At 74.6% G+C, this 24,258-nt stretch carries 22 protein-coding genes; 11 read left to right on the top strand and 11 right to left on the bottom strand.

From position 1 onward, the window contains the following. Positions 1–58: 58 nt before the first annotated feature. Positions 59–745 (bottom strand): DUF3618 domain-containing protein, encoded by a 687-nt coding sequence (locus tag ACGF07_RS19280; protein WP_392900253.1) that lies wholly within the window; start codon positions 743–745, stop codon positions 59–61. Between ACGF07_RS19280 and ACGF07_RS19285 the strand changes: the two genes are divergently transcribed. Beyond that, positions 733–885 (top strand): hypothetical protein, encoded by a 153-nt coding sequence (locus tag ACGF07_RS19285; protein ID WP_392900255.1) that lies wholly within the window; start codon positions 733–735, stop codon positions 883–885. The two genes, ACGF07_RS19280 and ACGF07_RS19285, sit on opposite strands and share 13 nt — an antisense overlap. Positions 886–913: 28 nt before the next feature. Here the strand turns inward: ACGF07_RS19285 and ACGF07_RS19290 are convergent, their stop codons facing one another. The 3 genes from ACGF07_RS19290 to ACGF07_RS19300 form a co-directional block, all read right to left on the bottom strand. Beyond that, a complete protein-coding gene (locus ACGF07_RS19290) occupies positions 914–2,164 on the bottom strand; it encodes an NAD(P)/FAD-dependent oxidoreductase (protein WP_392900258.1) in 1,251 nt (416 codons plus the stop codon). A 144-nt stretch (positions 2,165–2,308) separates the two neighbouring features. Then, positions 2,309–3,112: an MBL fold metallo-hydrolase gene (locus ACGF07_RS19295; RefSeq protein ID WP_392900261.1), complete on the bottom strand. Its 804-nt coding sequence runs from the start codon at positions 3,110–3,112 to the stop codon at positions 2,309–2,311. Between the two features lie 241 nt (positions 3,113–3,353). After that, on the bottom strand, positions 3,354–4,643 hold the full coding sequence (locus ACGF07_RS19300; RefSeq protein WP_392900263.1) for an MFS transporter: 1,290 nt from the start codon (positions 4,641–4,643) through the stop codon (positions 3,354–3,356). Positions 4,644–4,742: 99 nt separating this feature from the next. On the opposite strand from ACGF07_RS19300, the gene ACGF07_RS19305 reads away from it, so the two are divergent. The 4 genes from ACGF07_RS19305 (at position 4,743) to ACGF07_RS19320 (ending at position 8,785) form a co-directional block, all read left to right on the top strand. Next, entirely contained in the window at positions 4,743–5,840 is a 1,098-nt protein-coding gene (locus ACGF07_RS19305; RefSeq protein WP_392900266.1) for a DUF5937 family protein, read from the top strand. Between the two features lie 73 nt (positions 5,841–5,913). Further along, a complete protein-coding gene (locus ACGF07_RS19310; protein ID WP_392900269.1) occupies positions 5,914–6,819 on the top strand; it encodes a PhzF family phenazine biosynthesis protein in 906 nt (301 codons plus the stop codon). Between the two features lie 113 nt (positions 6,820–6,932). Further along, positions 6,933–7,379: a tautomerase family protein gene (locus tag ACGF07_RS19315; protein WP_392900272.1), complete on the top strand. Its 447-nt coding sequence runs from the start codon at positions 6,933–6,935 to the stop codon at positions 7,377–7,379. A 146-nt stretch (positions 7,380–7,525) separates the two neighbouring features. Continuing rightward, positions 7,526–8,785 (top strand): phosphotransferase family protein, encoded by a 1,260-nt coding sequence (locus ACGF07_RS19320; RefSeq protein WP_392900274.1) that lies wholly within the window; start codon positions 7,526–7,528, stop codon positions 8,783–8,785. Positions 8,786–8,856: 71 nt separating this feature from the next. Here the strand turns inward: ACGF07_RS19320 and ACGF07_RS19325 are convergent, their stop codons facing one another. Both ACGF07_RS19325 and ACGF07_RS19330 read right to left on the bottom strand, forming a co-directional pair. Next, positions 8,857–9,114, bottom strand: coding sequence for a ferredoxin (locus ACGF07_RS19325; protein ID WP_392900276.1), 258 nt, complete (start codon positions 9,112–9,114; stop codon positions 8,857–8,859). After that, positions 9,111–10,331, bottom strand: coding sequence for a cytochrome P450 (locus ACGF07_RS19330; protein ID WP_392900279.1), 1,221 nt, complete (start codon positions 10,329–10,331; stop codon positions 9,111–9,113). The genes ACGF07_RS19325 and ACGF07_RS19330 overlap by 4 nt, the downstream gene beginning before the upstream one ends. A gap of 803 nt (positions 10,332–11,134) precedes the next feature. On the opposite strand from ACGF07_RS19330, the gene ACGF07_RS19335 reads away from it, so the two are divergent. From ACGF07_RS19335 to ACGF07_RS19345, 3 genes are all read left to right on the top strand, one after another. Then, entirely contained in the window at positions 11,135–12,220 is a 1,086-nt protein-coding gene (locus ACGF07_RS19335; protein WP_350743010.1) for an S-(hydroxymethyl)mycothiol dehydrogenase, read from the top strand. Beyond that, positions 12,217–12,849: an MBL fold metallo-hydrolase gene (locus tag ACGF07_RS19340; protein ID WP_350743012.1), complete on the top strand. Its 633-nt coding sequence runs from the start codon at positions 12,217–12,219 to the stop codon at positions 12,847–12,849. The genes ACGF07_RS19335 and ACGF07_RS19340 overlap by 4 nt, the downstream gene beginning before the upstream one ends. A 177-nt stretch (positions 12,850–13,026) precedes the next feature. Further along, positions 13,027–13,428, top strand: coding sequence for a TIGR03618 family F420-dependent PPOX class oxidoreductase (locus ACGF07_RS19345; RefSeq protein ID WP_350750183.1), 402 nt, complete (start codon positions 13,027–13,029; stop codon positions 13,426–13,428). A gap of 15 nt (positions 13,429–13,443) precedes the next feature. On the opposite strand, the gene ACGF07_RS19350 is transcribed toward ACGF07_RS19345, so the two are convergent. Beyond that, the gene (locus tag ACGF07_RS19350; protein ID WP_350750181.1) at positions 13,444–13,848 is read right to left on the bottom strand and encodes an SRPBCC domain-containing protein; all 405 of its coding nucleotides are present in this window, start codon (positions 13,846–13,848) and stop codon (positions 13,444–13,446) included. Positions 13,849–14,043: 195 nt separating this feature from the next. Here ACGF07_RS19350 and ACGF07_RS19355 point away from each other — a divergent pair, with 195 nt between their 5' ends. Continuing rightward, on the top strand, positions 14,044–15,273 hold the full coding sequence (locus tag ACGF07_RS19355; protein WP_392900283.1) for a glycosyltransferase: 1,230 nt from the start codon (positions 14,044–14,046) through the stop codon (positions 15,271–15,273). A gap of 120 nt (positions 15,274–15,393) precedes the next feature. On the opposite strand, the gene ACGF07_RS19360 is transcribed toward ACGF07_RS19355, so the two are convergent. Both ACGF07_RS19360 and htpG read right to left on the bottom strand, forming a co-directional pair. Continuing rightward, positions 15,394–16,989: an MFS transporter gene (locus tag ACGF07_RS19360; RefSeq protein WP_392900286.1), complete on the bottom strand. Its 1,596-nt coding sequence runs from the start codon at positions 16,987–16,989 to the stop codon at positions 15,394–15,396. Positions 16,990–17,281: 292 nt separating this feature from the next. Continuing rightward, complete coding sequence (htpG, locus tag ACGF07_RS19365; RefSeq protein WP_392900288.1) at positions 17,282–19,255, bottom strand: molecular chaperone HtpG; 1,974 nt, start codon at positions 19,253–19,255, stop codon at positions 17,282–17,284. A gap of 162 nt (positions 19,256–19,417) precedes the next feature. Here htpG and ACGF07_RS19370 point away from each other — a divergent pair, with 162 nt between their 5' ends. After that, positions 19,418–20,329, top strand: a complete 912-nt coding sequence (locus ACGF07_RS19370) for an NAD-dependent protein deacetylase (RefSeq protein ID WP_392900291.1) — start codon at positions 19,418–19,420, stop codon at positions 20,327–20,329. On the opposite strand, the gene ACGF07_RS19375 is transcribed toward ACGF07_RS19370, so the two are convergent. Beyond that, a complete protein-coding gene (locus tag ACGF07_RS19375; RefSeq protein WP_392900294.1) occupies positions 20,304–21,149 on the bottom strand; it encodes a hypothetical protein in 846 nt (281 codons plus the stop codon). The two genes, ACGF07_RS19370 and ACGF07_RS19375, sit on opposite strands and share 26 nt — an antisense overlap. 248 nt (positions 21,150–21,397) lie before the next feature. Here ACGF07_RS19375 and ACGF07_RS19380 point away from each other — a divergent pair, with 248 nt between their 5' ends. Continuing rightward, on the top strand, positions 21,398–22,264 hold the full coding sequence (locus ACGF07_RS19380) for an SAM-dependent methyltransferase (protein ID WP_392900295.1): 867 nt from the start codon (positions 21,398–21,400) through the stop codon (positions 22,262–22,264). Positions 22,265–22,598: 334 nt separating this feature from the next. On the opposite strand, the gene ACGF07_RS19385 is transcribed toward ACGF07_RS19380, so the two are convergent. Beyond that, complete coding sequence (locus ACGF07_RS19385; RefSeq protein ID WP_392900298.1) at positions 22,599–24,152, bottom strand: glutamate-cysteine ligase family protein; 1,554 nt, start codon at positions 24,150–24,152, stop codon at positions 22,599–22,601. Positions 24,153–24,258 lie beyond the last annotated feature (106 nt).

A 24,258-nucleotide genomic window follows, 5' to 3' on the forward strand; every position in this document is an offset into this window, starting at 1 on the left:
GCCGGCCGTTCTCCGGATCAATGTGGATAGCCCCTGTGGCCTCCCGAGATCCGGGTCCCTAGTCCTGGGCCTGCTCGCGGGCCTGCCGGGCGGCGTCCTGCCCGACCTCCTTGAGGTCACCGGCCGTGGTCTGGGCGGCCTGCCGGCCGGCCTGCGTCGTGCTCTGGACCGCGTCCTGAGCGGTGGCCTTGACCGACTCCACGGCCTGCTGGGCCGGCTCACGCAGTTCCTCCCTCACTTCCTGCACGGCCTCGGAGGCGGCCTGCTTGACCGGTTGCAGGAGGTCGTCGGCGTGCTCGCGCAGCTGGGCTCCGGCGTGCTGCTCGGCCTGCGAGACCGGTAGGAGGGTGCCGGCCAGCATGCCAGCGCCGAAGGCGATGATGCCCGCCGCGATCGGGTTGCCCCGGGTCTGGCTGCGCACCTGGGCCGGGGCGTGCCGCGCGGCGTCGGCCACCTGGGCGGCCGTGTCGCTGATCGTCTCGCCGACCTGTCCGGTCAGCGCTCCGGTGCTGTCGCCCACCTGTCCGGCCAGGTCGCGGGCGCTCTCGCCGACCGCCGTTCCGGTGTTGCTCACCGAGCCCATCACCTGCTCCTTCGCACTGGTCAGCCGCCGCTTGGTGGCGTCCATGCGGCGCCGAGCCACCCGCCGCGGTGTGACCCGTTCGGCCAGGCGGTCGACGTTGTGCGCCAGATGCGCCCGCCGCGCCTCCACTTCGCCCCTCAACTGGTCGGGTGTCGTGCCCACTTGGCGGCAACCACCGACGCCTGGCCCGCGACTGCGAAGCCCTGCCGGCCCGCTCCGAAGCCGTGATCCACGGCGCGATGATCGGCCTCATGACCCGCCGACTCGCCGGCGAGACCACCCAGACCTGGCGTGGAACCTGACCTCAGAAGTCGGGAACGAAACGCCCAGTCAGACCTCGCCGAGGGGGATGGTCGGGTCCGCCAGGCGGTCGGGGTCCACTTGGCGCTGGGAGACGATCAGTTCGCGGATCGGGTCGGTGACGTCCCAGACGTTGACGTTCATGCCGGCGAGCACCCGGCCGCCGGTGAGCCAGAAGGCGATGAACTCGCGGGTGACCGGGTCGCCGCGGAAGACCACCCGGTCGTAGCCGCCGGGTGCGACGTAGCCGAGGTACTCCATGCCGAGGTCGTACTGGTCGGTGAAGAAGTACGGCACGCGGTCGTGGACCGCGTCCGGGTGCCCGAGCATCGCCCGGGCGGCGGTCTGGGGCTGGTTGAGGGCGTTGGCCCAGTGCTCGACGCGGATGTGCGTGCCGAACAGGGGATGGTAGGCGTTGGCGACGTCGCCGGCCGCGTGGACGTCCGGGTCCGAGGTGCGCAGCCGCTGGTCGGTCTTGATGCCGTTGTCGACCTCCAGGCCGGCCGCCTCGGCGAGCTCGGTGGCGGGGGAGATGCCGATGCCGACCACCACCGCGTCGGCCGCCAGCTCGGTGCCGTCGCCGAGGCGTACGCCGCTCACCGTGCCGCCGGCACCGGTGAGTTCGGTGACCTGGACGCCGAAGCGCAGGTCCACGCCGTGGTCGCGGTGCAGGTCGGCGAAGACCTGGGCGACCTCCCGGCCCAGCACCCGCAGCAGCGGCAGTTCCAGCGCCTCCAGGACGGTCACCTCGGCGCCCGCCGTCCGGGCGGCGGCCGCGACCTCCAGGCCGATCCAGCCCGCCCCGATCACCGCGATCCGGGCGCCCGGGCGCAGCGCCGCCTTGATCCGGTCGCTGTCCTCGACCCGGCGCAGGTACAGCACGCCGTCCAGGTCGGCGCCGGGCACCGGCAGCCGGCGCGGCACCGAGCCGGTGGTCAGCAGCAGCTTGGCGTACTCGACCCGGCCGTCGTCGGCGAGCGTCACCGTGTGCCGGGCGGGGTCGATCGAGGCCACCCGGGTGCCCAGGCGCAGCGTGACGTCGTGGTCGGCGTACCACTGCGGCGGGTGGACGTAGATCTTCTCGCGGGGCTCCTTGCCGAGCAGGTAGCCCTTGGACAGCGGCGGCCGTTCGTACGGCCGCTCGTGCTCCTCGCCGATCAGGACGATGCCGCCCCGGTACCCGGCGTCGCGCAGGGCTTCGGCGGCCTTGGCACCGCCCAGGGACGCACCCACGATCACGATCGGACGTTCGCGTCCCGTCCCGGCTTCCGTGTCCGCCATCTCGACTCCTCGCTGTCGCCGCAGATCCGGGGCCAGCCTGCCGCCGTACGGGTGGCGTGTCGAGACCGCGGCGGGCGCGCCGCGCCCTGCCGCCCGTTCGGGTGAATTGCGGTGCGGCGCCCGGCACCGGGACCCCGGGGTGCCCTACCCCCAGGTGAGCTCGCCCATGGCGACCTTGGTGCCGATGTCGACGGCCATGCGCAGGCCCAGCTGCGGGAAGCGCCGCTCCAGCGCCTCCCTGGCGGACTCCGCGTCGGCCGCCCGGCCGAGCTCGGTCTCGAACGCGCGCAGGTAGGCGCGGGTGTGGTCGACGGCGTTCAGGTCGGTGGGTGCGTCGGCGACCCGGTGGCCGGCCGCGACCCAGGTCGGGTGGAGCGCCTCGATGCCGTCCAGGAGGTCGATCCAGGCGGCGCGTTGGGCGGGCGCGGGGGTGTCGGCCGTCCACACGTGCAGGCCCTCGAAGAGCAGCACCCCGCCGAGCACCGCGCGGTGGTGGTGCTGCCACAGGTAGTGCCGGTCGGGCAGGTGGAAGTCGGCGCCGCGCAGCTCGAAGCGGTGGCCCTCGAAGACGATCTCGTCCCCGTGCAGCACCTCGGGCCGGACCAGCCGGGTCGGCAGCTCAGGGCCGAGGTGGGACCAGGCGCGCAGCTTGGCGTGGAACGTGTCCTGGATGTGCTCGACGGTCGACGCGGTGGCGAGGAAGCGGGCCTGCGGGAAGGCGTCCTGGACCTCCTGGGCGCCGAAGTAGAAGTCGGGGTCGCCGTGGCTGACGAAGACGGTGGTGAGCCGCTTGCCGCTCGCGCGCACCCGCTCGACCAGGCGGCGACCGTCGGAGCGGGTGAACCCGGCGTCCACCAGCAGGGCGTCCCTGGGGCCGGTGACCAGGACGGACGTCTTGTTGAGCGAGCTGTCGGGGCTGTCGATGATCTCGAACTCCAGGGCACTCATCGGGTCGAGCATCCTTCCTCGGGGCGGGCACACCTCGTCGCCAGCATCCGTGCTCGGCGCCCGGTCCGCATCCGGAGCGGCAGGCGGGTCGGGCGGCGGGAGGGGTGAGCGAGGGGAGGGTTGAGCGGCGAAGGGGAGGGTTGGGCGGCGGAGGGGAGGGACGGCGGAGGGGAGGGACGGCGAAGGGGAGGGGCGGCGGAGCCGAGCCGCAGGGCCCCAGCCGCGCCCCCGCCCCGGGTGGCTACTCCCCGCCGGCCGGTGCGAGTCGCAGCACCGCCAGCGCCCCCGCCGCCGTGGCCACCGCGAGGCAGGTCCACAGCAGCCCCGGCCCGGCGGCCAGCAGCGCCGTCAGCACGGCCGGCGCCGCCGCCCGGCCGACCCCGCTCGCCAGCTCCCACCGCGCCAGCGCCCGCCCGAGCAGGTGCGGCGGCACGGAGGCCGTCACCAGGGCCGTGCCCGAGCCGGTGTAGAGGATCTCGCCCACCGTGTACACCACGGACACCGCCACGATGCCCACCGCCCCCGGAGTGCCGCCCAGCGACCCGGCCGCCCAGAACCCCAGGTACGAGACCGCCAGCACGGCCCCCGCCGCCGCCAGCACGGCGCGGCGCGAGTGCTTCGCCAGCCGCAGCACCAGCGCCAGTTGCAGCGCGATCACCAGCACGGTGTTGCCCACGAACACCCCTGAGGACCACGCCGGGGAGGCGTGCAGCCGCAGCACCAGCAGCGCCGGGAGCGCCACCTCCAGCACGTCGAAGCAGAACGCGTACGGCAGGTTGGCGAGGCTCAGCAGGGAGATCCGGCGCAGCGGCCCGCCCGGCGCCCCGGTGCCGTCGCCCTCGTGGTCCGTCGTCCGCTGCGGCGCCCGCACCCGCAGGGAGCCCGCCAGCAGCGCGGCGACCAGGCAGGCCGTGCCGGTCACCCCGGCCAGCACCCGGATCGCGTCCGCCCCGCCGGCCACCGTCACCGTGGCGAGCAGCGCACCCGCGCCCAGGCCCGCGTTGCGCACCGACCGCCCGGCGGCCAGCGCGGCGTCCCGCAGCCGTCCCTCCGTCAGGGTGCTCACCACGGCGGCGTGGGTGGTCGGCCAGGACTGGCTGCCCACCCCGAACAGCACCGCCGCCAGCGTGAACAGCGGCAGCCCCTGCGCGGTCAGCAGGGTGAAGGCCCCCGCCGCCCGCAGCACCAGCGTCACCGCCGCGGGCAGGGTGCGGGCCCCGCGGTCGATCCAGCGGCCGGTCAGCGGCACCAGAAGCAGACCGGCCACCATCCCGGCCGACAACGCCAACCCGACCGCTCCGGCGGGCAGGTGGAGCACCCCGACGCCGAACAGCAGCAGGAACGGCCGCAGCAGGCCGCCGCCCACCGCGTCCACGGCGAGGGCCACCGCGTACCGGGGGCCGCCGGCGGCCGTGACCAGACTCAGCAGCGCGGACGGGCCGCCGCGGCCGGTGCCGATCGGCAGGGCGGGCCGATCGCCGGTGCGCACGGCGGCGTGGTCATGGACGGACTTCTCCTGGGTCACACTCATGACCGGTACGGTCCGCCCCGACGGGGCACCCGGCACGTCGATTGACGGTCGGCGTCAATCGAAGCGGACGCGGCCCGCGGGGGTGGCACGATCGGGCGCATGAGCGTGACCATCGACATCACCGGTCTTCCCGAGGACCGGCTGCTCTTCGCCCCCTCCCCGCTCGCCGAGCTGAACGCCATGCTGCACGCGCTCGCCGAGCCGGCGCACCACCCCGCGCTGCACGGCTGGGTGACCAGCACCGCCGCCGCGATACCGGCCGAGCTCTCCGAACGGCTGCTGGAGGCCGACTTCCTCTGGCGTTCCTCGCGCGCCGACTTCCTCGTCCCCGGGCTGCCGGGCGCCACCCTCACCGAGGAACTCGACGCCGTCGACCGGATCGAGGACGAGCTGTTCGTCGCCGGAGCACTCATCACCACCTGCGGCTCCTCCCGGTTCGCGCGCCCGACGGCGTCTCCGCTCACCGATCCCGCCGCCAACGAGCGGGCCCGCGACCTCGCCCTCGCCCGCGGCCCCCGGCAGGCCGCCTTCGCCGACCGGTTGCTCGCCGACCCGCCGGCCGTCCGGGCCCTGGTGCGGCGGATGCTGGAGGACTGCGCGTCCGTCTTCTTCGCCGACGCCTGGCAGCGGGTCCTGCCCGCCCTCGCCGCCGACGCCCGGCGCAAGGCCGACCTGCTGGCCCGCCGCGGCCTCGCCGAGGCGGTCGGGGACCTCTCGCCGTCCGTCAGCCTCGACCAGGGCGCTGACGGGCGGCGGCGGATCGTCATCGACAAGCTCCAGGACAGCACCACCAGCGGCACCGCCGCCGGGGGCGTCACCTTCATCCCCACCGTCTTCGGCCGCCCCCACCTGCTCGCGGTGCACGCCCGCGGCTGGCGCCCCGTCCTGCAGTACCCCGTCGCCGAGGCCGACGGATCCGATCCCGTCTCGCTCGCGCTCGTCCAGCAGCGGCTGGAGGCCCTCGCCCACCCCGTCCGACTGCGGCTCGTCCGCACCATCGCCCGCGGGCCGCACACCACCGGCGAACTGGCCGACGCCTGGCAGCTCAGCGCCCCCGAGGTCTCCCGCCACCTGGCCGTGCTGCGCAAGGCCGGGCTGCTGCACACCGAGCGGCGCGGGCGGTACATGCTCTACCAGCTGGACCTGGCGGGCAGTGCCCGGCTCGGCTCGGACTTCCTGGAGGCGCTGCTGCGGTGAGCGTGCGGTCGCCGTGCCCACGGTGCTTCGACGCGCCGGGAACACGGACCGCACGGAACGCGTTCGTCCGGTCATGACCGACGACGATGCCGCTGCCGTTCCGCCCGTTGCCCCGCCCGCCACCCAATCCGTCGCCCCGCCCGAGATCCTGCGCTACGCCGCCTTCGCGACCCGCCCCGACGGCGGCAACCCGGCCGGTGTGGTGCTCGACGCCACCGGACTCGGCGACGCGCGGATGCTCGAGATCGCCGCCGAGGTCGGGTACTCCGAGACCGCCTTCCTGACCCCCGGGTCCGTCCAAGGGTCTTACGCTGTCAGGTACTTCAGCCCGCTCGCCGAGGTCCCGTTCTGCGGGCACGCCACCGTCGCCTCGGCCGTGGCGCTGGCCGAGCGGACCGGGCCCGGGCGGTACGTGTTCGGCACGGCGGCCGGCGAGGTCCCGGTCGAGGTGGAACGCGACGCCGACGGCGCGCTGCGGGCGACCCTCACCAGCGTCGAGCCGAAGACCGAGGAACTGCCGCAGGCCGACACCGCCGAGGCGCTTGCCCTGCTCGGCTGGTCCGCCGACGACCTCGACCCGGCCCTGCCCCCGCGGATCGCCTACGCGGGCGCCCGCCACCTGGTCCTCGCCGCCGGCACCCGCTCGCGCCTCGCCCGCCTCGACTACGACTTCGAGGGCCTGGCCGCGTACATGCGCGCCCGGGACCTGACCACCCTGCAACTCGTCTGGCGCGAGGCCGCCGAGGTCTTCCACGTCCGCGACCCGTTCCCCGTCGGCGGCGTCGTCGAGGACCCGGCCACCGGGGCCGCCGCCGCTGCCTTCGGCGCGTACCTGCGCGAACTGGGCGCGGTGACGGCTCCGGTGGTGCTGACGCTGCACCAGGGGGAGGACCTCGGCAGGCCGGGCCTGCTGCGGGTCGAACTGCGGGCGGAGGACAGCCGGGTGCGGGTCTCGGGCACGGCGGTGACGATCCCGTAGGGGGCGAGGCCTCCTGTACCTACTGGTATGTTCAGGGCCTGGAGGTGCGAGCCCGGTCCCCGGCCGCGCCCGAACGGACGGACGGCGGCCGGACGGCCGGGAGAGGAACCGCCATGCCCTTCGTACGGATCGACGCCCTGCAGGCCGACGGCGCACGGCTGGAGGCGCTCGGCCGCGCGGTGCACGAGGCCCTGATGGAGACCATCGGGATCCCGCCGGACGACCACTTCCAGGTCCTGGTCGGCCACGACGGCGTCACCAGCACGCTGCGCTACGGCGACTACCTCGGCGTGCACCGCGACGAAGGCATCGTCTACGTCACGATCACGCTGCGTGCCGGGCGGACGCCCCGACAGAAACGGGCGCTGTACCGGAGGATCGCCGAACTCGCCGAGCGGTACGCGGGCACCGAACCGCGGAACGTGTTCGTGACGCTGACCGAGAACGCGCCGATCGACTGGTCCCTCGGCGACGGACTGGCCCAGTACGCCCCGCCCGCCGGGCCGGAAGCCTGCGAGCCCCCAGCCTTCCAGCCCGGCGGGCACCGCGACGGGGGTTGAGCGACGCCGCTGAACATCGCATGCTGAACGCCCCCGCCCGAACGCCGCATCCCGGACGCCGCCGCCGGGCCGGACCGGCGGCTGCCCGGTCCGTCCCCGCCGGAAATCCGTTCGCGTCAGGCGCTCGCCTGGGCCAAGCTGTCCGGATGCAGCGAGCGAACAGCCGTACCGTCACCGTCGAACTCACCCACGGCGCCGAGTACTTCGGGCGACTCGGCCCCTTCGAAGTGGACCTCGGCTGGTGGTCCTCCGTCGACGGGGTGGTGGAGCGGGCGTCCGAGTCAGTCGGGGTGCCGGTGCTCGTGGTGCGGCTGCTGGAGGGGCACAGCGAGGACGCCGGGCACGGCGGCGGGGTGCGCTACCACGCGGAGGCGCTGCGGCGGCCGCCCGCGCTCGACCCCCTCGCCCCGGACGGTGAGACGGCCGCGCTCCTGGCACCCGCGCCACTGCGCGCCGCCTGGGCGACGCCGGAGGGCCTGCGGGAGGCACTGGCCTGGGCGGAGGCGCGGCTCGCGGCCGCCGGTCGTCCGGCCGCCGCCCCCGCGCAGCAGATCCGCACCTGGAACCTCTCCGGGCTCTTCCGCCTACCGACCGCCACGGGCACCGACGCCTGGCTGAAGACCACCACGCCCGCGTTCAACGCCCGTGAAGGCGAGGTCATCGCGCTGCTCGGCGGCGTCGACCCGACACTGGTACCGACCGTCCTGGCCGGCGAGCCGGCGCAGGGCCGGCTGCTGCTCGACCACGTACCCGGGCAGGACTGCTGGGAGCCGTCCGCCGGGACCGTCGCCGAGCTCGTCCCCCGGCTGGTAGCCGCCCAGGCGGCGCTGGCCGGCCGCCCGGCGGCCCTCGCCGGCCTGCGCGACCGGACCCCCTCCGCGCTGCTCACCCAGCTGCGGACCCTGTTGGACCGGCTCCCCGGCGAGACCGACCTGACGCCCGAGGAGTGCGACCGCCTCCACGCCTTCGCCGCCGGCCTCCCCCGGCTGCTGGACCGGCTCGCCGACTGCGGCCTGCCCGAGACCCTGCTGCACGGCGACTTCCACCCGGGCAACTGGCGCTCCGACGGCGTGCGTTCGGTGATCGTCGACTACGCCGACTCCTGCCTCGGGCACCCCGCCCTGGACGGGCTGCGCCCCCGCGCCCACCTCAGCGCGGACGGCTGGCGGCACCACACCCGGATCTGGACGGACGCCTGGCGCCACCACGCCCCCGGCTCGGACCCGCAGCGGGCGCTGGAACTCGCCGAGCCTCTCTACCACCTGTCGTACGCGCTGCGGTACCAGGAGTTCCTGGACCACATCGAGTCGAGCGAACGCCCCTACCACGAGGGCGACCCGGCCGCCGAGCTGCGCGCCGTGCTCGCCTGCGCGCAACCGGACCGGGGAGCGCCCCGGCAGCCGTAGCCCCCACCCCGAGGGGCAGGCCGGGGTACCGCCCGCTACCGCAGTCGCAGCGGGCGGTACCGGGCGGGCCGTCAGTCCGGCGGGGCGATCCGGTGCCCGCCGCGCGCCGAGTGGAGGGCGAGCGCCTCGACCGGGCAGAACTCCACCGCCTCGGCGAGGCCGTCCGTCAACTCCGCGCCGCCGTCGGCGTACTCGGCTACCGGCCGGGCCCGGCCGTCGGCGTCCAGGGCCAGCGAGCCGGGGGCGCTCAGTGCGCACATCCCGGAGCCGATGCAGCGGTCCCGGTCGACCCGGACCACCACCGGCTCCGTCTCGGCGGGGCCCGTCACCAGGAGACCCGCAGGGAGTTGGGGCTGCGGGTGAGCAGCCCGCGGCGCCAGTCGATGCCGTCGACCGGGTCGGCGATCCGCAGTGCCGGGAGGCGGCGGGCCAGCCGGTGCAGGGCCAGTTCGAGCTCCATCCGGGCCAGCCAGGCGCCCAGGCAGTGGTGCGGGCCGGCGCCGAAGGTGAGCGTCGGCGCGGCCAGCGGGGCGAACAGCTCGGTGCGCAGGTCCCCGGTGTGGACCGCCGGGTCCACGTTGGCGGCGCCGGTGTCTGCGGCGACCACGCTGCCGGCCGGGATCACCACGCCGCCGATCTCCACGTCCTCCACTGCGCGGCGCAGCAGCCCGGGCATGAACTCCTGGGCGTCGCCGAGCGGGACGGCGCGCAGGATCTGCTCGGTCGCGGCGGCGGCGCTGGCCTCGTCCGAGGCGAGGCGCTGCCAGGCCTCCCGGCCGTCCTCCAGCAGGTAGACCAGGGCGTTGCCGAGGCTGGTCATGGTCGTCTCGTGGCCGGCCACCACCAGGCCGACGACCAGCGCGACCAGCTGCCCCTCGGTGATCGAGCCGTCCTCGGCGGCGGCCGCCAGCAGGCCGCTGACCAGGTCCTCGCCGGGGGCGGCCCGCCGCTCGGCGATCACCTCGGCGCCGAAGGCGCTGAACTCCGCCATCGCCGCGGAGATCGCCGCGGCCGGGTAGGCGGTGGTGGACAGCGCGTGGTCGCTCCAGTGCGCGAGCCGCTTCCTGTCCAGGTTGTCCAGGCCCATCAGGCGGCTGATCACCGCGACCGGCAGCGGCCGGGTGTAGGCGGCGACGATGTCGGCGGGGGAGCCGTGGTCGATGAGCTCGTCGATCAGCGACTCGATCACCGAGGCCACCCAGGGCTTCCAGCGGGCGATCGCGCGCGGGGTGAACGCCCGCTGCACGGTCCGGCGCAGCCGCTGGTGCTCGATGCCGTCGATGTTCAGCATGCTCTGCGGGTCGTCCAGGATGTTGGGCGTGACCGTGACCGGCGGCGCGTCCGGCGCGTAGAGCGGGGCCCGGCCCAGCCGCGGATCGGTGAGCACCTGCCGCACGTCGGCGTGCCGGCTCACCAGCCAGACCGGGGTGCCGGTCGGCAGCGCGGCCAGCCGCGGCGGGCCGGGTTCCAGGTGGCGCAGGCAGTGCAGCGGGGGGAGCGGGGCGGTGCCGGTGCCGGCACCGGTCGCACTGTTCTCGGTGGACATCCGTACTCCAGACTCCAGGTCAGCGGGTCGCTCGGGGCGGCCCCACGGGGGGGTGATCCGGGATCGTGCGGGGGACGGGCGGTTCGGCCGCGGCGGCTCGGCGCGGAGCCGGGGCAGCGGGTGGACCGGGGGCGCGGCCCGCGCGGGGCGCGGGCCCGTGCGCGGGTGGCGCGAAACGTGCGGGGGCGTACGGTCGGTACGCGCCCGGCACGGGCGGCGCGCGGTGGCGTGCCGTCAGGTGGGGCGGGTGAGCTGTGCGTGGTCGCGTGGACCCCTTCTGCTACGACCGTACGTGGACGGTGGGGCGCCCGTCTGCGGCACTTCCAGCCAACGGCGGCGGTTTCCGGGCAGTTCGCCGCCCGCTGACGGGCGTTCAACAGTCCGTTCGCGCCCCCCGGTGTCCGGCCGCGCCCGGGCGGGCGCCGGGCGAGGCGTCAGCATCAGGCGGGCGACAGGAAGGCGAGCGGGCGGGCGGCAGGAAGGGGAGCAGGCGAGCAGGCGGGCGGGCGGCAGGAAGGGGAGCAGGCGGACAGGCGGCCGGGCGGGCAGCCGGCCGGTGGGCGAGGGCACGGGTGCGGCCGGCGCCTGCGGCGGGGGCGGGCGGGAGGGGGCGCTCCTGCGGCGGCCGGCGGAGCGGGCGCTACGCTTCGTACGCGGTCCTCCGCAGTGCTTCTACAGTTCTCCTGCGGTGCCTTCCGCCGTCGGGCTGCAGGCGGCCGCCAGTCGTTCCGCGGTCCTTCGGGAACCGCTCGTCGCAGGTCACGCCGGTGCGCAGCCGCACCGGCCGACGGAGGTGGAATCGGATGCCCCAGCAGGTCAAGGCGGTCATCGCGCGTGCCAAGGGCGCGCCCGTGGAGGTGGCCACGATCATCGTGCCGGACCCTGGGCCGGGCGAGGCGGTGGTCCGGATCCAGGCTTGCGGCGTCTGCCACACCGACCTCCACTACCGCGAGGGCGGGATCAACGACGAGTTCCCGTTCCTGCTCGGCCACGAGGCCTCCGGCATCGTGGAGTCGGTCGGCGAGGGCGTCACCGAGGTCGAGCCCGGGGACTTCGTGATCCTCAACTGGCGCGCGGTGTGCGGCCAGTGCCGCGCCTGCAGGCGGGGCCGCCCGCAGTACTGCTTCGACACCCACAACGCGCGGCAGCGGATGACGCTGCCGGACGGCACCGAACTGTCCCCGGCCCTGGGCATCGGCGCCTTCGCCGAGAAGACGCTGGTCGCGGCCGGCCAGTGCACCAAGGTCGACCCGGCGGCCGAGCCGGCCGTCGCCGGCCTGCTGGGCTGCGGCGTGATGGCGGGCTTCGGCGCCGCGATCAACACCGGCAACGTCGGCCGGGGCGACTCCGTCGCCGTGATCGGCTGCGGGGGCGTCGGCGGCGCGGCGGTGATGGGGTCCCGGCTGGCCGGCGCGGCGAAGATCATCGCCGTCGACATCGACGACCGCAAGCTGGAGACGGCGCGCCGGCTCGGCGCCACCCACACCGTCAACTCCCGGACCACCGACCCGGTCGAGGCGATCCGCGAACTCACCGGCGGGCACGGCGCGGACGTGGTGGTGGAGGCCGTCGGCCGCCCCGAGACGTACCGGCAGGCCTTCTACGCCCGCGACCTCGCGGGCACCGTCGTCCTGGTCGGCGTCCCCACTCCGGAGATGACCCTGGAGCTGCCCCTGCTGGACGTCTTCGGCCGCGGCGGCGCGCTGAAGTCCTCCTGGTACGGCGACTGCCTGCCCTCCCGCGACTTCCCGATGCTGATCGACCTCCACCTTCAGGGCCGTCTGGACCTCGGCGCCTTCGTCACCGAGACCATCGGGCTCGACGCGGTGGAGCAGGCCTTCGAGCGCATGCACCGCGGTGACGTCCTCCGCTCGGTGGTGGTCCTGTGAGCTCCCCGCGCATCGACCGGCTGGTCACCGCCGGCACCTTCGAACTGGACGGCGGCAGCTGGGAGGTGGAGAACAACGTGTGGATCGTCGGCGACGACCGGGAGGCGGTGGTGATCGACGCCGCCCACGACGCCGGGGCGATCGAGGCGGCGCTCGGCGGACGGCGGCTGGTGGCGATCGTCTCCACCCACGCGCACAACGACCACATCGACGCCGCCCCGGCCCTCGCCGAGCGCACCGGGGCGCCGGTCCTGCTGCACCCGGACGACCTGCCGCTGTGGAAGCTCACCCACCCCGACCGGCTCCCGGACGGTGAACTCGCCGACGGGCAGCGGATCGAGGTGGCCGGCACCGCGCTGACCGTGCTGCACACCCCGGGCCACGCACCGGGCGCGGTCTGCCTGTACGCACCGGAGCTGGGCACCGTGTTCACCGGGGACACCCTGTTCCACGGCGGCCCGGGCGCGACCGGCCGCTCCTTCTCGCACTTCCCGACCATCATCGAGTCGATCCGCGAGCGGCTGCTGTCGCTCCCCGCCGAGACGGTGGTGCGCACCGGCCACGGCGACCCGACCACGATCGGCGCCGAGGCCCCGGCCCTGCCGGAGTGGATCGCGCGCGGCCACTGAACGCGGGCGGCCGGCTGATCCGGGTCGGCCGGCCGGTTCGCCCAGCAGCCCCGGCCGAAGCCGCCCGGCCGGCCTTCCCGGTCGACCGGGCGGTTTCGGCCGGGCGCGCCGGCGACCGCGGACGCCGGGACGGCCCCCGGGGCGGGGACCGCCCGAGGGGGCCGTACGATCCGGGTCATGGCCCATGATCCGCGCGACCTCGACGAAGCCTTCCTCGCCTTCTGGCGCGAGCGGCACATCTCCACGCTGACCACCACCCGCCCGGACGGCTCGCCGCACGTGGTGCCGGTGGGCGTGACCTTTGAGCCGGCGACGGGCACCGCCCGGGTGATCACCAGCCGCACCAGCCGCAAGGCGCGCAACGTGGCGGCGGCCGGCCCGGCGGGCCTGCGGGTCGCGGTCTGCCAGGTGGACCGGGCCCGCTGGTCCACCCTGGAGGGCGTCGCGGTGCTGCGCGAGGAGCCCGAGCAGGTCGCCGACGCGGAGCGGCGCTACGCCGAGCGCTACCGCCCGCCCCGCGAGAACCCGGACCGCGTGGTCATCGAGATCACCGTCGAGCGCGTCCTCGGCCGGGCCTGACCACCCCGGGGCGGGTCACCCGGAGAGCGCCGGGGCGATCCTCCGCAGCACCGACGGCCAGCCCCGTCCCATGCCCTGGTGGGCCTGCCGGCCCATCGGGGTGTCCAGGTCGAAGCCCGTGTGCTCCAGCAACAGCCGTGTCCCGTGACCCTCGGGCACCAGTCGCCAGGTGACGGTGGTGTCCAGCGTCCCCGCGGCGAAGCTGTACTTCAGCAGCCGCTCCACCTCCACCTCGACGACTTCGCAGGGCTGCTGTCCCCACGGCCCCATGTCCAGCGTGAACCGGTGACCGACCACCGCCTGCACGTCCCCCGCGGCCCACCAGCGCGCGTGCAGTTCCGGGTCGGTCAGCGCCTGCCACACCCGGGCCGGCGGGTACGGCAGAAACTCGTCGCAGTGGATCGCGGCCTGCTCGGTCACCTCCCTCAACGGCCGGCGGCGGCGGACCCGTTCAACCGGCCTCGCGCAACGCCCGGAAACGCAAAAGGCAAGGAGCGGAAATCCTCTCCTTGCCACTATCAGAATATAGCCGGTGGGGGGCCTTGCGGCAAGGCCCCCGGTATACCGCACAATCGTCGACCTGGCTGCTTTGACCTGCGGAAACGGGAGCAGAGAATGCGCGTGTTGTTGACGTCGTGGGGATCGCGCGGAGATGTCGAACCGCTGGCCGCGCTGGCGGTGGAATTGCAGCGGCTCGGGGCGGAGGCGGCGGTCTGCGTGCCGCCGGACGAGGACTTCGCGGCACTGCTGGAGCGCGTCGGCGTGCCGCTCGTGCCGCTCGGTCCGACGGTGAAGTCGATCGTCGCCAACCCGAAGCCGCCGACCGGGGAGGACGCCTTCCGGCTGGCCCCCGCGCTGGTGGCGGCGAGGTTCGAGACCCTCACCGCGGCCGCGGCCGACGGGTGCGACGCGGTGCTGGCCACCGGGCTGATGCCGGCGGGCGCACGGGACGTGGCGGAGAAGCTGGGCGTGCCGTACGTGTTCGCGTGCTTCCACACCCTCGGGATCCCGTCGCAGCACCACCGCCCCGGGCGGCGGCCGGGCCCGCCGCTGTCGGAGGGCGAGACCGACCTGCGGGTGCTGTGGAAGGAGGACGGCGAGCGCGTGAACGGCCTGTACGCCGAGGCGCTGAACCGGGGGAGGGCGGCGATCGGGCTGCCGCCGGTGGGGAACGTCCGCGAGCACGTCTTCGGCGAGCGGCCGTGGCTGGCGGCGGACGCCGTGCTGTGTCCCTCGGCGGGGATGACGGACCTGGACCTGCTGCAGACCGGCGCGTGGATCCTCCCGGACGGCCGTCCGCTGCCGGCGGAACTGGAGGCGTTCCTGGCGGCCGGCGAACCTCCGGTGTACGTCGGGTTCGGGAGCATGGCGTCGTACGCCCCGAAGGACGTCGCGCGGGTGGCCATCGAGGCGAGCCGGGCGCACGGTCGTCGGGTGGTCGTCGGGAGCGGCTGGGCCGGTCTGGGCTCCGTCGACGACGGTGGCGACTGCTTCGTGGTGGGCGAGGTCAACCAGCAGGCGCTGTTCCGGCGGGTGGCTGCCGTCGTGCACCACGGCGGCGCGGGCACGACGACGACGGCCTCCCGGGCGGGGGCGCCGCAGGTGGTCGTCCCGCTGATCGCGGACCAGCCGTACTGGGCGGCCCGGGTGGCCGAGTTGGGGATCGGCGTGGCGCACGACGGGCCGACGCCGACCGTCGAGTCGCTGTCGGCGGCCCTGGGCGCGGTGCTGCGCCCCGAGGTGCGCGGGAGTGCGGCGGCGGTGGCGGGCACGATCCGGACGGACGGTGCGACGGTGGCCGCGAAGCTGCTGTTCGAGGCGGCCGGGCAGCCGTACCGGGGGTAGCGGCACGCCCGGCCCGGCGACGCGGCCGCGGCGGGGCCGTGTCGCCGGCCGGAGCGTCCCACGCCGCTCGGCCGGCGATCAGGCCTCGCCGGCCGGCGATCAGGCCTCGCCAGCCGGCGATCAGGCCTCGCCGGCTGGCGGTCCGGCCCCGCCGGCCCCGCCCGCGGGCAGCACGGGTTGCTGTTCGTCCGCCGCGGTCTCGACCTGCAGGCCCGGCCGCAGGCCCACCACCGCGACCACCGCGGCTACCGCCATGACGGCCGCCATCGCGTAGAGGACCGTCTGGGTGGCGTGGGCGAAGTCGACGCGGAAGAACTGCGGGATGTTCGCGGTGCCCCCGCCGCCTCCGCCGCCCTGCGCCTGGACCTGGGAGAGGTGCGTGGCCGTGGCGGCCGCCTGCGCGGGGGGCAGCCCCTGGGCGACCAGTGAGTCGGTCAGCCGCGACCGCAGGTCGGTGACCAGGACCGTGCCCAGCACCGCCAGTCCCAGGCTCGCGGCGTAGTTGCGGACCGTCTGGGTGATGCCGGTCGCCTCGCCGTACGAGAGCCGCGAGGCCCGGTTGACCGCGTCCGTGCTGGAAGGGCTGAGCATGAAGCCCATGCCGGCACCGGCCAGTACGACGTCCCACTGCTGCTCGCTGAAGCTCAGCGTGGTGACGTCACCCGCCCACAGGTAGAACCCGACCGCGGCCAGCACGCATCCGATCACCACCGGCCGCTTCGCACCGTCGCGGTCGAGCATCCGGCCGCCGACCTGCGACGCGATCACGAACCCGATGAAGAAGTAGAGCAGGAAGACGCCGGCCTTCGAGGAGGAGTCGCCGAGGGAGATCTGCGCGTACTCGCTGGAGAAGAAGAACACCGGGACGAAGACCAGCATCGAGATGCCGAGTACCAGGTTCTGCACGGAGAACGCGCGGATGCGGAAGATGTCCACCTGGATCAGCGGCGAGGCGGCGTGCCGCTCGACGACGGCGAACGCCACGAGCAGCAGCACGCCGGCCGCGATGCAGAGCCCGATCGCCGGGTTCGACCAGCCCCAGACCTGCGACTGCTGGAACCCGAACACGCTCAGCCCGACACCGCCGGCGATCAACGCCAGACCCCGGTAGTCCATGGGCGCCGGCCGGCTCTCCGTCACCGGTCTGGAGACCGCGATCAGTACCAGCGCGATCGCAGCCACCGGAAGGTTCACCCAGAAGATCGCCCGCCAGGTCCACTCGGTCAGGTAGCCGCCGAGGACCGGGCCGACCGCGGTCAGCCCGCCCGCGATGCCGAAGAACAGGGCCAGTGCCCGCCCCCGCTCCCGCAGCGCGAAGTTCTGCACCACGATGGCCAGCGCGGCCGGGAACATGAGGGCGCCGCCGAAGCCCTGGGCGGCGCGGAACGCGACCAGCCAGGCCTCGGCGAGGCTGCCCGTCGGGGTGAGGCCGCAGCAGGCCGAGGCGCCGGCGAAGACCAGCACCCCGAGCACGACCATCCTCCGGTGGCCGACCGTGTCGGCGAGGCGGCCGCCGAAGGCGAAGAACGCCGCCAGGGTGAGCAGGTAGGCGTTCACCGCCCACTGCACCCCCGTGCTGGTGAGTCTCAGTTCGTGCTGGATGTCCGGTACGGCGATCGACACGATGGTCTGGTCGATGAAGGTCATCGCGACGGCGAAGATCATCGCTGCCAGGACCAGGTGACGCGGGGACCCGCCGGCTCGAGAAGTGCTCACGGTTCGCTCTTCACGTCGCTCTTCACGCCAGGGTGCGTCCGCGCGTCGACCCCGGGCGGACCACCTCGGGGACGGCCCGGTGCGGAGCACACGGGCCTGGCTCCTGCCGTTCGTTCGTTCGACCCGTCCCATGCTAGCGAGCCGCCTGACGCACCGCCCGACGGAACGGCCCGGGCGGCCCGGACCAGCCGTGGACCGTCCGCCGCCCCGCCGGCGCCGGGCGGTGGTCGGAGCGGGGGTGCGGGCGGTCGGCTTCCGGGGCCGCCCGCACCCCGCGCTCATCCGGCGCCGGTCACAGGGCGCGGGTCAGGCGCTCCGTGAGCAGCCGCGCGAAGCGCGCCGGGTCGGGCAGGTCGCCGCCCTCGGCGAGCAGCGCTCCGCCGTACACCAGCTCGGCGATCTCGGCGAGGGCGGGGTCGTCCGCGTCGGCCGCGTGCGCCGCGCGCAGCCCGGTGATCAGCGGGTGCGCCGGGTTGATCTCCAGGATCCGCCTGACCGGGGGCACCTGCTGCCCCATCGCCCGGTACATCTTCTCCAGGGTCGGGGTCATGTCGTGGGCGTCGCCGACGATGCACGCCGCGGAGGTGGTCAGCCGCGACGACAGGCGGACCTGCTTCACCTGCTCGGAGAGGGCTTCGCCCAGCCACGGGAGCAGGGCGGCGAAGTCCTGCTCGCGCCGGGCCTTCTCGCCGTCGGCCTCCTGCTCGTCACCGGACGCCCCGTCCAGGTCGACCTGGCCCTTGGCGATGGACTGCAGGCGGTGGCCGTCGAAGGCCGGGACCTGCTCCACCCAGACCTCGTCGATCGGGTCGGTGAGGATCAGCACCTCGTACCCCTTGGCGGCGAACGCCTCCATGTGGGGGGAGTTCTCCACCACCGAGCGGGTCTCACCGGTCAGGTAGTAGATGGCGTCCTGACCCTCCTTCATGCGCCCGACGTACTCGCGCAGGGTGGTGGTCGCCTCCGGGTCGTGGGTGCTCGGGGCCGACACCAGCTCCAGCAGGGTCTCGGTGTTGTCGGCGTCCTCGACCAGTCCCTCCTTCAGCACCCGCCCGAACTGGGACCACAGCTTCCGGTAGCGCTCGGCGTCCTTGGCCTGCATGGTCTTGACGGCCCCGAGGACCTTCTTCACCAGGCGCCGGCGCACGGCCTGGATCTGCCGGTCGTGCTGCAGGATCTCGCGCGAGATGTTCAGCGACAGGTCGTGCGCGTCCACCACGCCCTTGACGAAGCGCAGGTAGTTGGGCATCAGCGCTTCGCAGTCGTCCATGATGAACACCCGCTTCACGTACAGCTGCACGCCGCCCCTGGCTTCGCGGGAGAACAGGTCGAGCGGTGCCGGCGAGGGGATGAACAGCAGCGCCTCGTACTCGAAGTTGCCCTCGGCGCGCATGTGGACGGTCTCCGCCGGGTCGAGCCAGTCGCGGCTGATCTGCCGGTAGAACTCGTGGTACTCCGCCTCGGTCACCTCGCTGCGCGGCCGGGCCCACAGCGCCTTCATCGAGTTGAGGGTGTCCATCTCCGGGGCGGCGGCCTCCGCGCCGTCGGTCGCCCCGGCACCGTCGGCGTCGGTGTCCGTCCCGGTGACCTGCCCGGTGGCCCCGGTGCGCTCGCGGGCCATCCGGATCGGCCAGCGGATGAAGTCCGAGTACTGCTTGACGATCTGGCGGATCTTCCACGCCGACAGGTAGTCGGCCAGGCCGTCCTCGCCGTCGACCGGCTTGAGGTGGAGGATCACCGAGGTGCCGACGGGCAGGCCGTCGACGGGTTCGAGCTGGTAGGTGCCCTCGCCGTCGGACTCCCACCGGGTGCCGGATTCGGTGCCGGCCCGACGGGTGAGCAGGGTGACCCGGTCGGCGACCATGAACGCCGAGTAGAAGCCGACGCCGAACTGTCCGATGAGGCTCTGCGCGGCGGCGGCGTCCTTGGACTCCTTGATCTTCTCCAGCAGGCCGGCGGTCCCGGACTTGGCGATCGTGCCGATCAGCTCCACCAGCTCGTCCCGGGTCATGCCGATCCCGTTGTCGCGGACGGTCAGCGTGCGCGCCTCGCGGTCGACCTCCAGCTCGATGTGCAGGTCGGAGGTGTCGGCGTCGAGGTCGGAGTCGGTCAGCGACTCCAGCCGCAGCTTGTCCAACGCGTCGGAGGCGTTCGAGATCAGCTCGCGCAGGAAGATGTCCTTGTTGGAGTAGATCGAGTGGATCACCAACCGGAGCAACTGGCGGGTCTCGGCCTGGAACTCCAGCGTCTCGACACTGCTACCCACTCTCGGGCGTCCTTTCTGTCCCGTTTCTTCGGATGCGGACCGGCGTGCGTCGGGGCGGCCCCCCGGCCGACCGCAGGTGTCAGTGTCCCGGAGGGACGCAGGTGACGGTAGCGGGTCTCCGCCGGCTGCGGGCAATTCTCGGTGAGGCCTAGGCTGGATGGCATGGGTGTGCCCGTGACGAGTCCCGGCGGCTCGGCGGCCGGCGGTCCGGCGGACGGCGCGGCCGATGCGGTCGATGCGGTCGGTTTCGCGGAACTGGTGCGGCTGCTGGCCGGCCGGGGAGCCGTGGTGCTCAGCGGTGCCGGGCTGTCGACCGAGTCGGGCATCCCGGACTACCGGGGCGAGACCGGCAGCCGGCGGCGGGGGACGCCGATGACGTACCAGGAGTTCACGGCCGGCGAGGCGGCCCGGCGCCGGTACTGGGCGCGCAGCCACGTCGGGTGGCGTGCGATCGCGAGGGCCGAGCCCAATGCCGGGCACCGGGCGGTGGAGCAGCTGCGGCGCTCGGGCCACGTCTCGGCGGTGATCACCCAGAACGTGGACGGGCTGCACCGGGCGGCCGGCACGCGCACGGCGGTGGAGCTGCACGGCGGCCTGCACCGGGTGGTGTGCCTGACCTGCCGCCGCACCGGCTCCCGGGCGGAGCTGGACCGCCGACTGGAGCTGCTGAACCCCGGATTCCGCGACGGTTCGGCCCGGGCCAACCCGGACGGCGACGCCGAGCTGCCGCAGGAGCTGGTGGAGGGCTTCCGCATCGCCCCCTGCCCGGAGTGCGGAGGAGTGCTCAAGCCGGACGTGGTCTTCTTCGGCGAGTCCGTGCCCAAGCCCCGGGTGCAACGCTGCTTCGAACTCGTCGACTCCGCGCAGGCGTTGGTGGTCCTCGGCTCGTCGCTGACGGTCATGTCGGGGCTGCGCTTCGTGCGGTACGCCGCCCGCGCGGGCACCCCGGTGGTGATCGTCAACCGGGGCGCGACCCGCGGCGACGAGCTGGCCGTGGCGCGGATCGACCTGCCGCTGGGCGAGGCGCTGACCGAGGCGGTCCGGAGGGTCAGGGGCGGGGCCGGGCCAGCGTGAGCAGGGAGGCCCTGAGCGCGGCGACGAACGAGTCGCGGGTGCCCTCGTCGACCAGGTCGAGGGACAGGTAGGGGTTGAGGTCCTCCAGCTCGACCAGGAGCAGGCCGCCCTCCGGGGTGCGGCAGGCGTCGACCCGCTGGATGCCGTGCCCGATGGTGTTCCACGCGATGAAGCGCTGCGCGAACTCCAGGTCGGCGGCCGTCGGCTCGTACCGTTCGAGCTCCCAGCGGCGCTCCGGGTCGGGGGCGTGCAGGGCGTACTGGAAGGCGTCGTCGACGAAGTAGAACGAGACCTCGTACGCGAAGCGGATCAGCGGCTGGACGAGCACCGAGCCGTAGTCGACCGAGTCCAGCTGCCCGCGCGGCACGATCCGCAGGCCGATCGAGTCGGCCCCGAGCTTCGGCTTGACCACGTACTCGGGGACGACGGGCAGGCGCGCGAGGTCCTCGGCCCGGTCGACGGTGGGGATGACGGGGTACCCGGCGGCGCTCAGGTCGAGCAGGTACTGCTTGCCGGCCATGTCGGCCCGACCGGTCAGCTCGTTGTACACCCGGGTGCCGCGTTCGAGCGCCCGGTCGCGGAAGTCCTGGTACGCGCGGAGGTGGTTGAGCACCGGTCCGCTGTTGCGCACGAGGACGACGTCGAAGGAGTCCATCAGCGCCGCGGCGTCCAGCGGGTGGCAGAGGGCCAGCTCGAAGTCCTCGCGCAGGCGGTCGGCGAGCCGGATGTCCTCGTCGCAGTACCGGCGGCCGCGGGCCTGGTAGGCCAGATCGGTGACGAGCAGCAGACGGGGCCTGGCGGCGGGCGTGAGGGCGGACACGGCGACTCCCGGTGATCATTCCTGCCGGGCAGCCTACACACCGGGCCCCGTCGACGACCGCGCACCCGACCGCGCACCCGACCGCGACCCCGACCGCGACCCCGACCGCGCACCCGACCGCGACCCCGGCGGAGACCCCGTCGGGCCTCCGGGACGTCGCCGTGGGCCCGGGCCGACCCGCCGTGCACCACCGGCCAGTTGGCTAGACTGCGGCGGGCCTGACGTGATCACAGATGAGGGGACAGCGGATGAGCGCGGACGAGACCTGGATGACGCCCGCCGAGCCGGGGCGGTCCGGCGAACCGGTCGTGCCGCACATACGCCAGGACATCCCGCACAGCGCCCGGATGTACGACTACTTCCTCGGCGGCAAGGACAACTTCGCCGTCGACCGCGAAGCCGCCGAGCGCGTGCTGACCGCCTTCCCCACCATGCGCACCGCCGTCCGCGCCAACCGCACCTTCATGCACCGCGCGACCCGCGCCCTGGCCCGGCGCGGTCTGCGCCAGTGGCTGGACATCGGCACCGGCATCCCCACCTCGCCGAACCTCCACGAGGTCGCCCAGGGCGTGGACCCCCGGGCCCGGGTGGTCTACGCGGACAACGACCCCGTCGTGCTGGCCCACTCGCGTGCCCTGATGACCAGCACTCCCCAGGGCCGGACCGCGTACGTCCACGGAGACGTCCGCGACCCCGCGTCCATCCTGGCCACCCCCGAGGTGGCCCGCACCCTCGACCTGGACCAGCCCGTCGTCCTCTCGATGGTGGCCCTGCTCCACTTCGTCCCCGACCTGGCCGACGCCCACGCCATCCTCGAGCACCTCCTGGACCCGCTGCCCCCGGGCTCCGCCCTGGTCCTCTCCCACGCCACCGCCGAGCTCGACCCGCCCGGGGCCTCCAAGGTCGAGGAGATCTACAACCAGGCCGGCACCTCGCTGCGGCTGCGCCCCAAGGCGGAGTTCGCCTCCTTCTTCGAGGGCCTCGACCTGCTCGACCCGGGCATCGTCCCCGCCCACCGCTGGCAGCCCGACGGCGACGACTCCGCCGGCCTGTGCCCGGCGAGCGTCACGGACGCCCAGGTCTCCTTCTACGCCGGGGTCGGCGTCAAGCCCTGAGGCCCTCGTCGGGGCGCCGGGCCGGGCTCCGGTTCGCCCGGCGGCCCGTTCCGGTGGTGCGGGCGGACCGCCGGGCCGGACGTCCCGGGACGGGGCAGGGGCGGCGGCGCGTGGTGGGCCGCGGCGGCGGGCTCCTGGCGTGGCGGGCGAGCGGTCCGCCGACGGGCGGACCTCCGCCGCACCCGGCCCGCGCCCCGTCCACCACCGAAGGAAGGCAGCCCGAGACGGCTCCACCGGGGCTGGGACCGCCCTGTCGTCCGATGGCGGATCAGGAGCCCGGCCCGCCAGCGGCCCCGTCACGCCGGCCCGCCGAGGAGGGCCGGCGGTGAGCGGGTCAGACCCGGTGGGCCGCGACGTAGCGGGCCGGGTCGCGCCGGAACTCGCCGTGCCAACGCTGGAGGTCCTGCTCGGCGAAGGTCCGGCCGGTGGCGACGATCTCGTCCAGCGGGTCGAGGTAGCCGGGGACGTGGGGCGGTTCGAGGCCCGCGGCGACGCGGGCGGTCAGGCCGACCCGGGCGAGCCGGAGCAACTCGGCGGCCAGCGGGCGGACGGGATCGCCGCCCAGCCGGGTGGCGAGGCCCTGGGCGGGCAGCTCGGTGAGTGCCGCGCGGTGCTGGGACAGGCTGTAGCGGCCGAGCAACTCCCAGGCGGCCGCGCGGGAATCGGGGTGGTAGCTGAGACCGGTCCAGAGCGCGGGGACGGCGGCGATGAACGGGTGCGGCGGCCCGTCGGCGCCGCGCAGTTCCAGGGTGGTGCGGACCCGGGTGCTGGTCCAGAGCTGGTTCAGGTGGGCCGCCCAGTGGGCCGGTGTCGGCCGGGACCCGTCGTCGAAGCCGTGCCGGAGGAGGTCGGCGAAGGGGCGCTCCGGCGCGGCGTGGTAGCGGCCGTCGGGGGTCCGGTAGTGGATCAGGGGGATGCCGAGGGCCCAGTCGACCATGTCGTCGACGGTGACGTCGGGCCTCAGCGCGGGTGGCAACGGGCCGGTCCGGTACGCGTCCGCCCGCAGCCAGGACCAGCTGCGGTGGGACAGCAGTCCCTCGGAACGGCCCTCGTGGATGGGCGAGTTCACCAGCAGGGCGGACACCACCGGTGCGGCGGCCGTCTGCATCCGCAGCTTCTCCGCGAGGTCCGCGGGGGAGAGGTAGTCGAGCGTGACCTGGGTGGACAGCGAGAACGCCATGACGTACGGAGCCCGGCTGCCCGCCTCACCCAGCCGGGCGAAGTGGTCCCGCATCATGGCGCCCCTGGTCATCGGCACCCACCGCACGTCGGCGAGCCGGTCGAAGGGGAGGTTGCCGCCGGGCAGCAGGGCCAGGCCGAACCGGCTGACCAGGTCGGCGAGCCGGTCCAGTGCGGAGCGCATGTCGTCCACCGCCCTGCCGACGTTCGGCGCCGGGGCGGAGGAGTACTCGATCTGCCCGCCGTGCTCCAGGGTGATCTGGCTGCCGTCCGGCAGCCGGACGCCGGTCAGGTGCCCGGAGTCCTCCTGCCGCTCGCCGCCCCACCCGGCGAGCACCGCCTCCAGGACGGCCCGCGCGCCGCACCGGCCGGTGTAGCGGGCGGCCAGCCCCGTCGCCGGGTCGACCAGGCCGCATTCGACCTCGATGCCGACCTGTTCGGAGCGGGCCGGGCGGAACGCGGCCCGCAGGTCGTCGCGGCTCAGCTCCGGCGCCGGCTCGCGGCCGGTCGGGCGACGGTCCGTGACGCGCTCCCCGCTCTTCCGGGAGGCGGTCGTGCCGGGGTCCGTCGGGCCGGGGTCCGCCGTGCGGGGGTCGGTCACCACGGCGTCGAAGCCCCGGCGCTGCGGCCCGTACGCACCCACCGGGACGGCCACGCCCGCCGCGGTGGCGGCGTCGCGGCCGCGGGCCCGGGCGAGAGGGGCCGGCACGGAACGCGGGAACGCGGGAACGCGGGAACGCGAAGCTCGTACCGGACATCGACACCGGACCCCTCTGCCGCGTGGACTCCCGCCCAGCCTCGGTGACGCCTCGTTC

It is taken from the genome of Kitasatospora sp. NPDC048194 (genome assembly GCF_043202455.1).
GTDB lineage: Bacteria > Actinomycetota > Actinomycetes > Streptomycetales > Streptomycetaceae > Kitasatospora.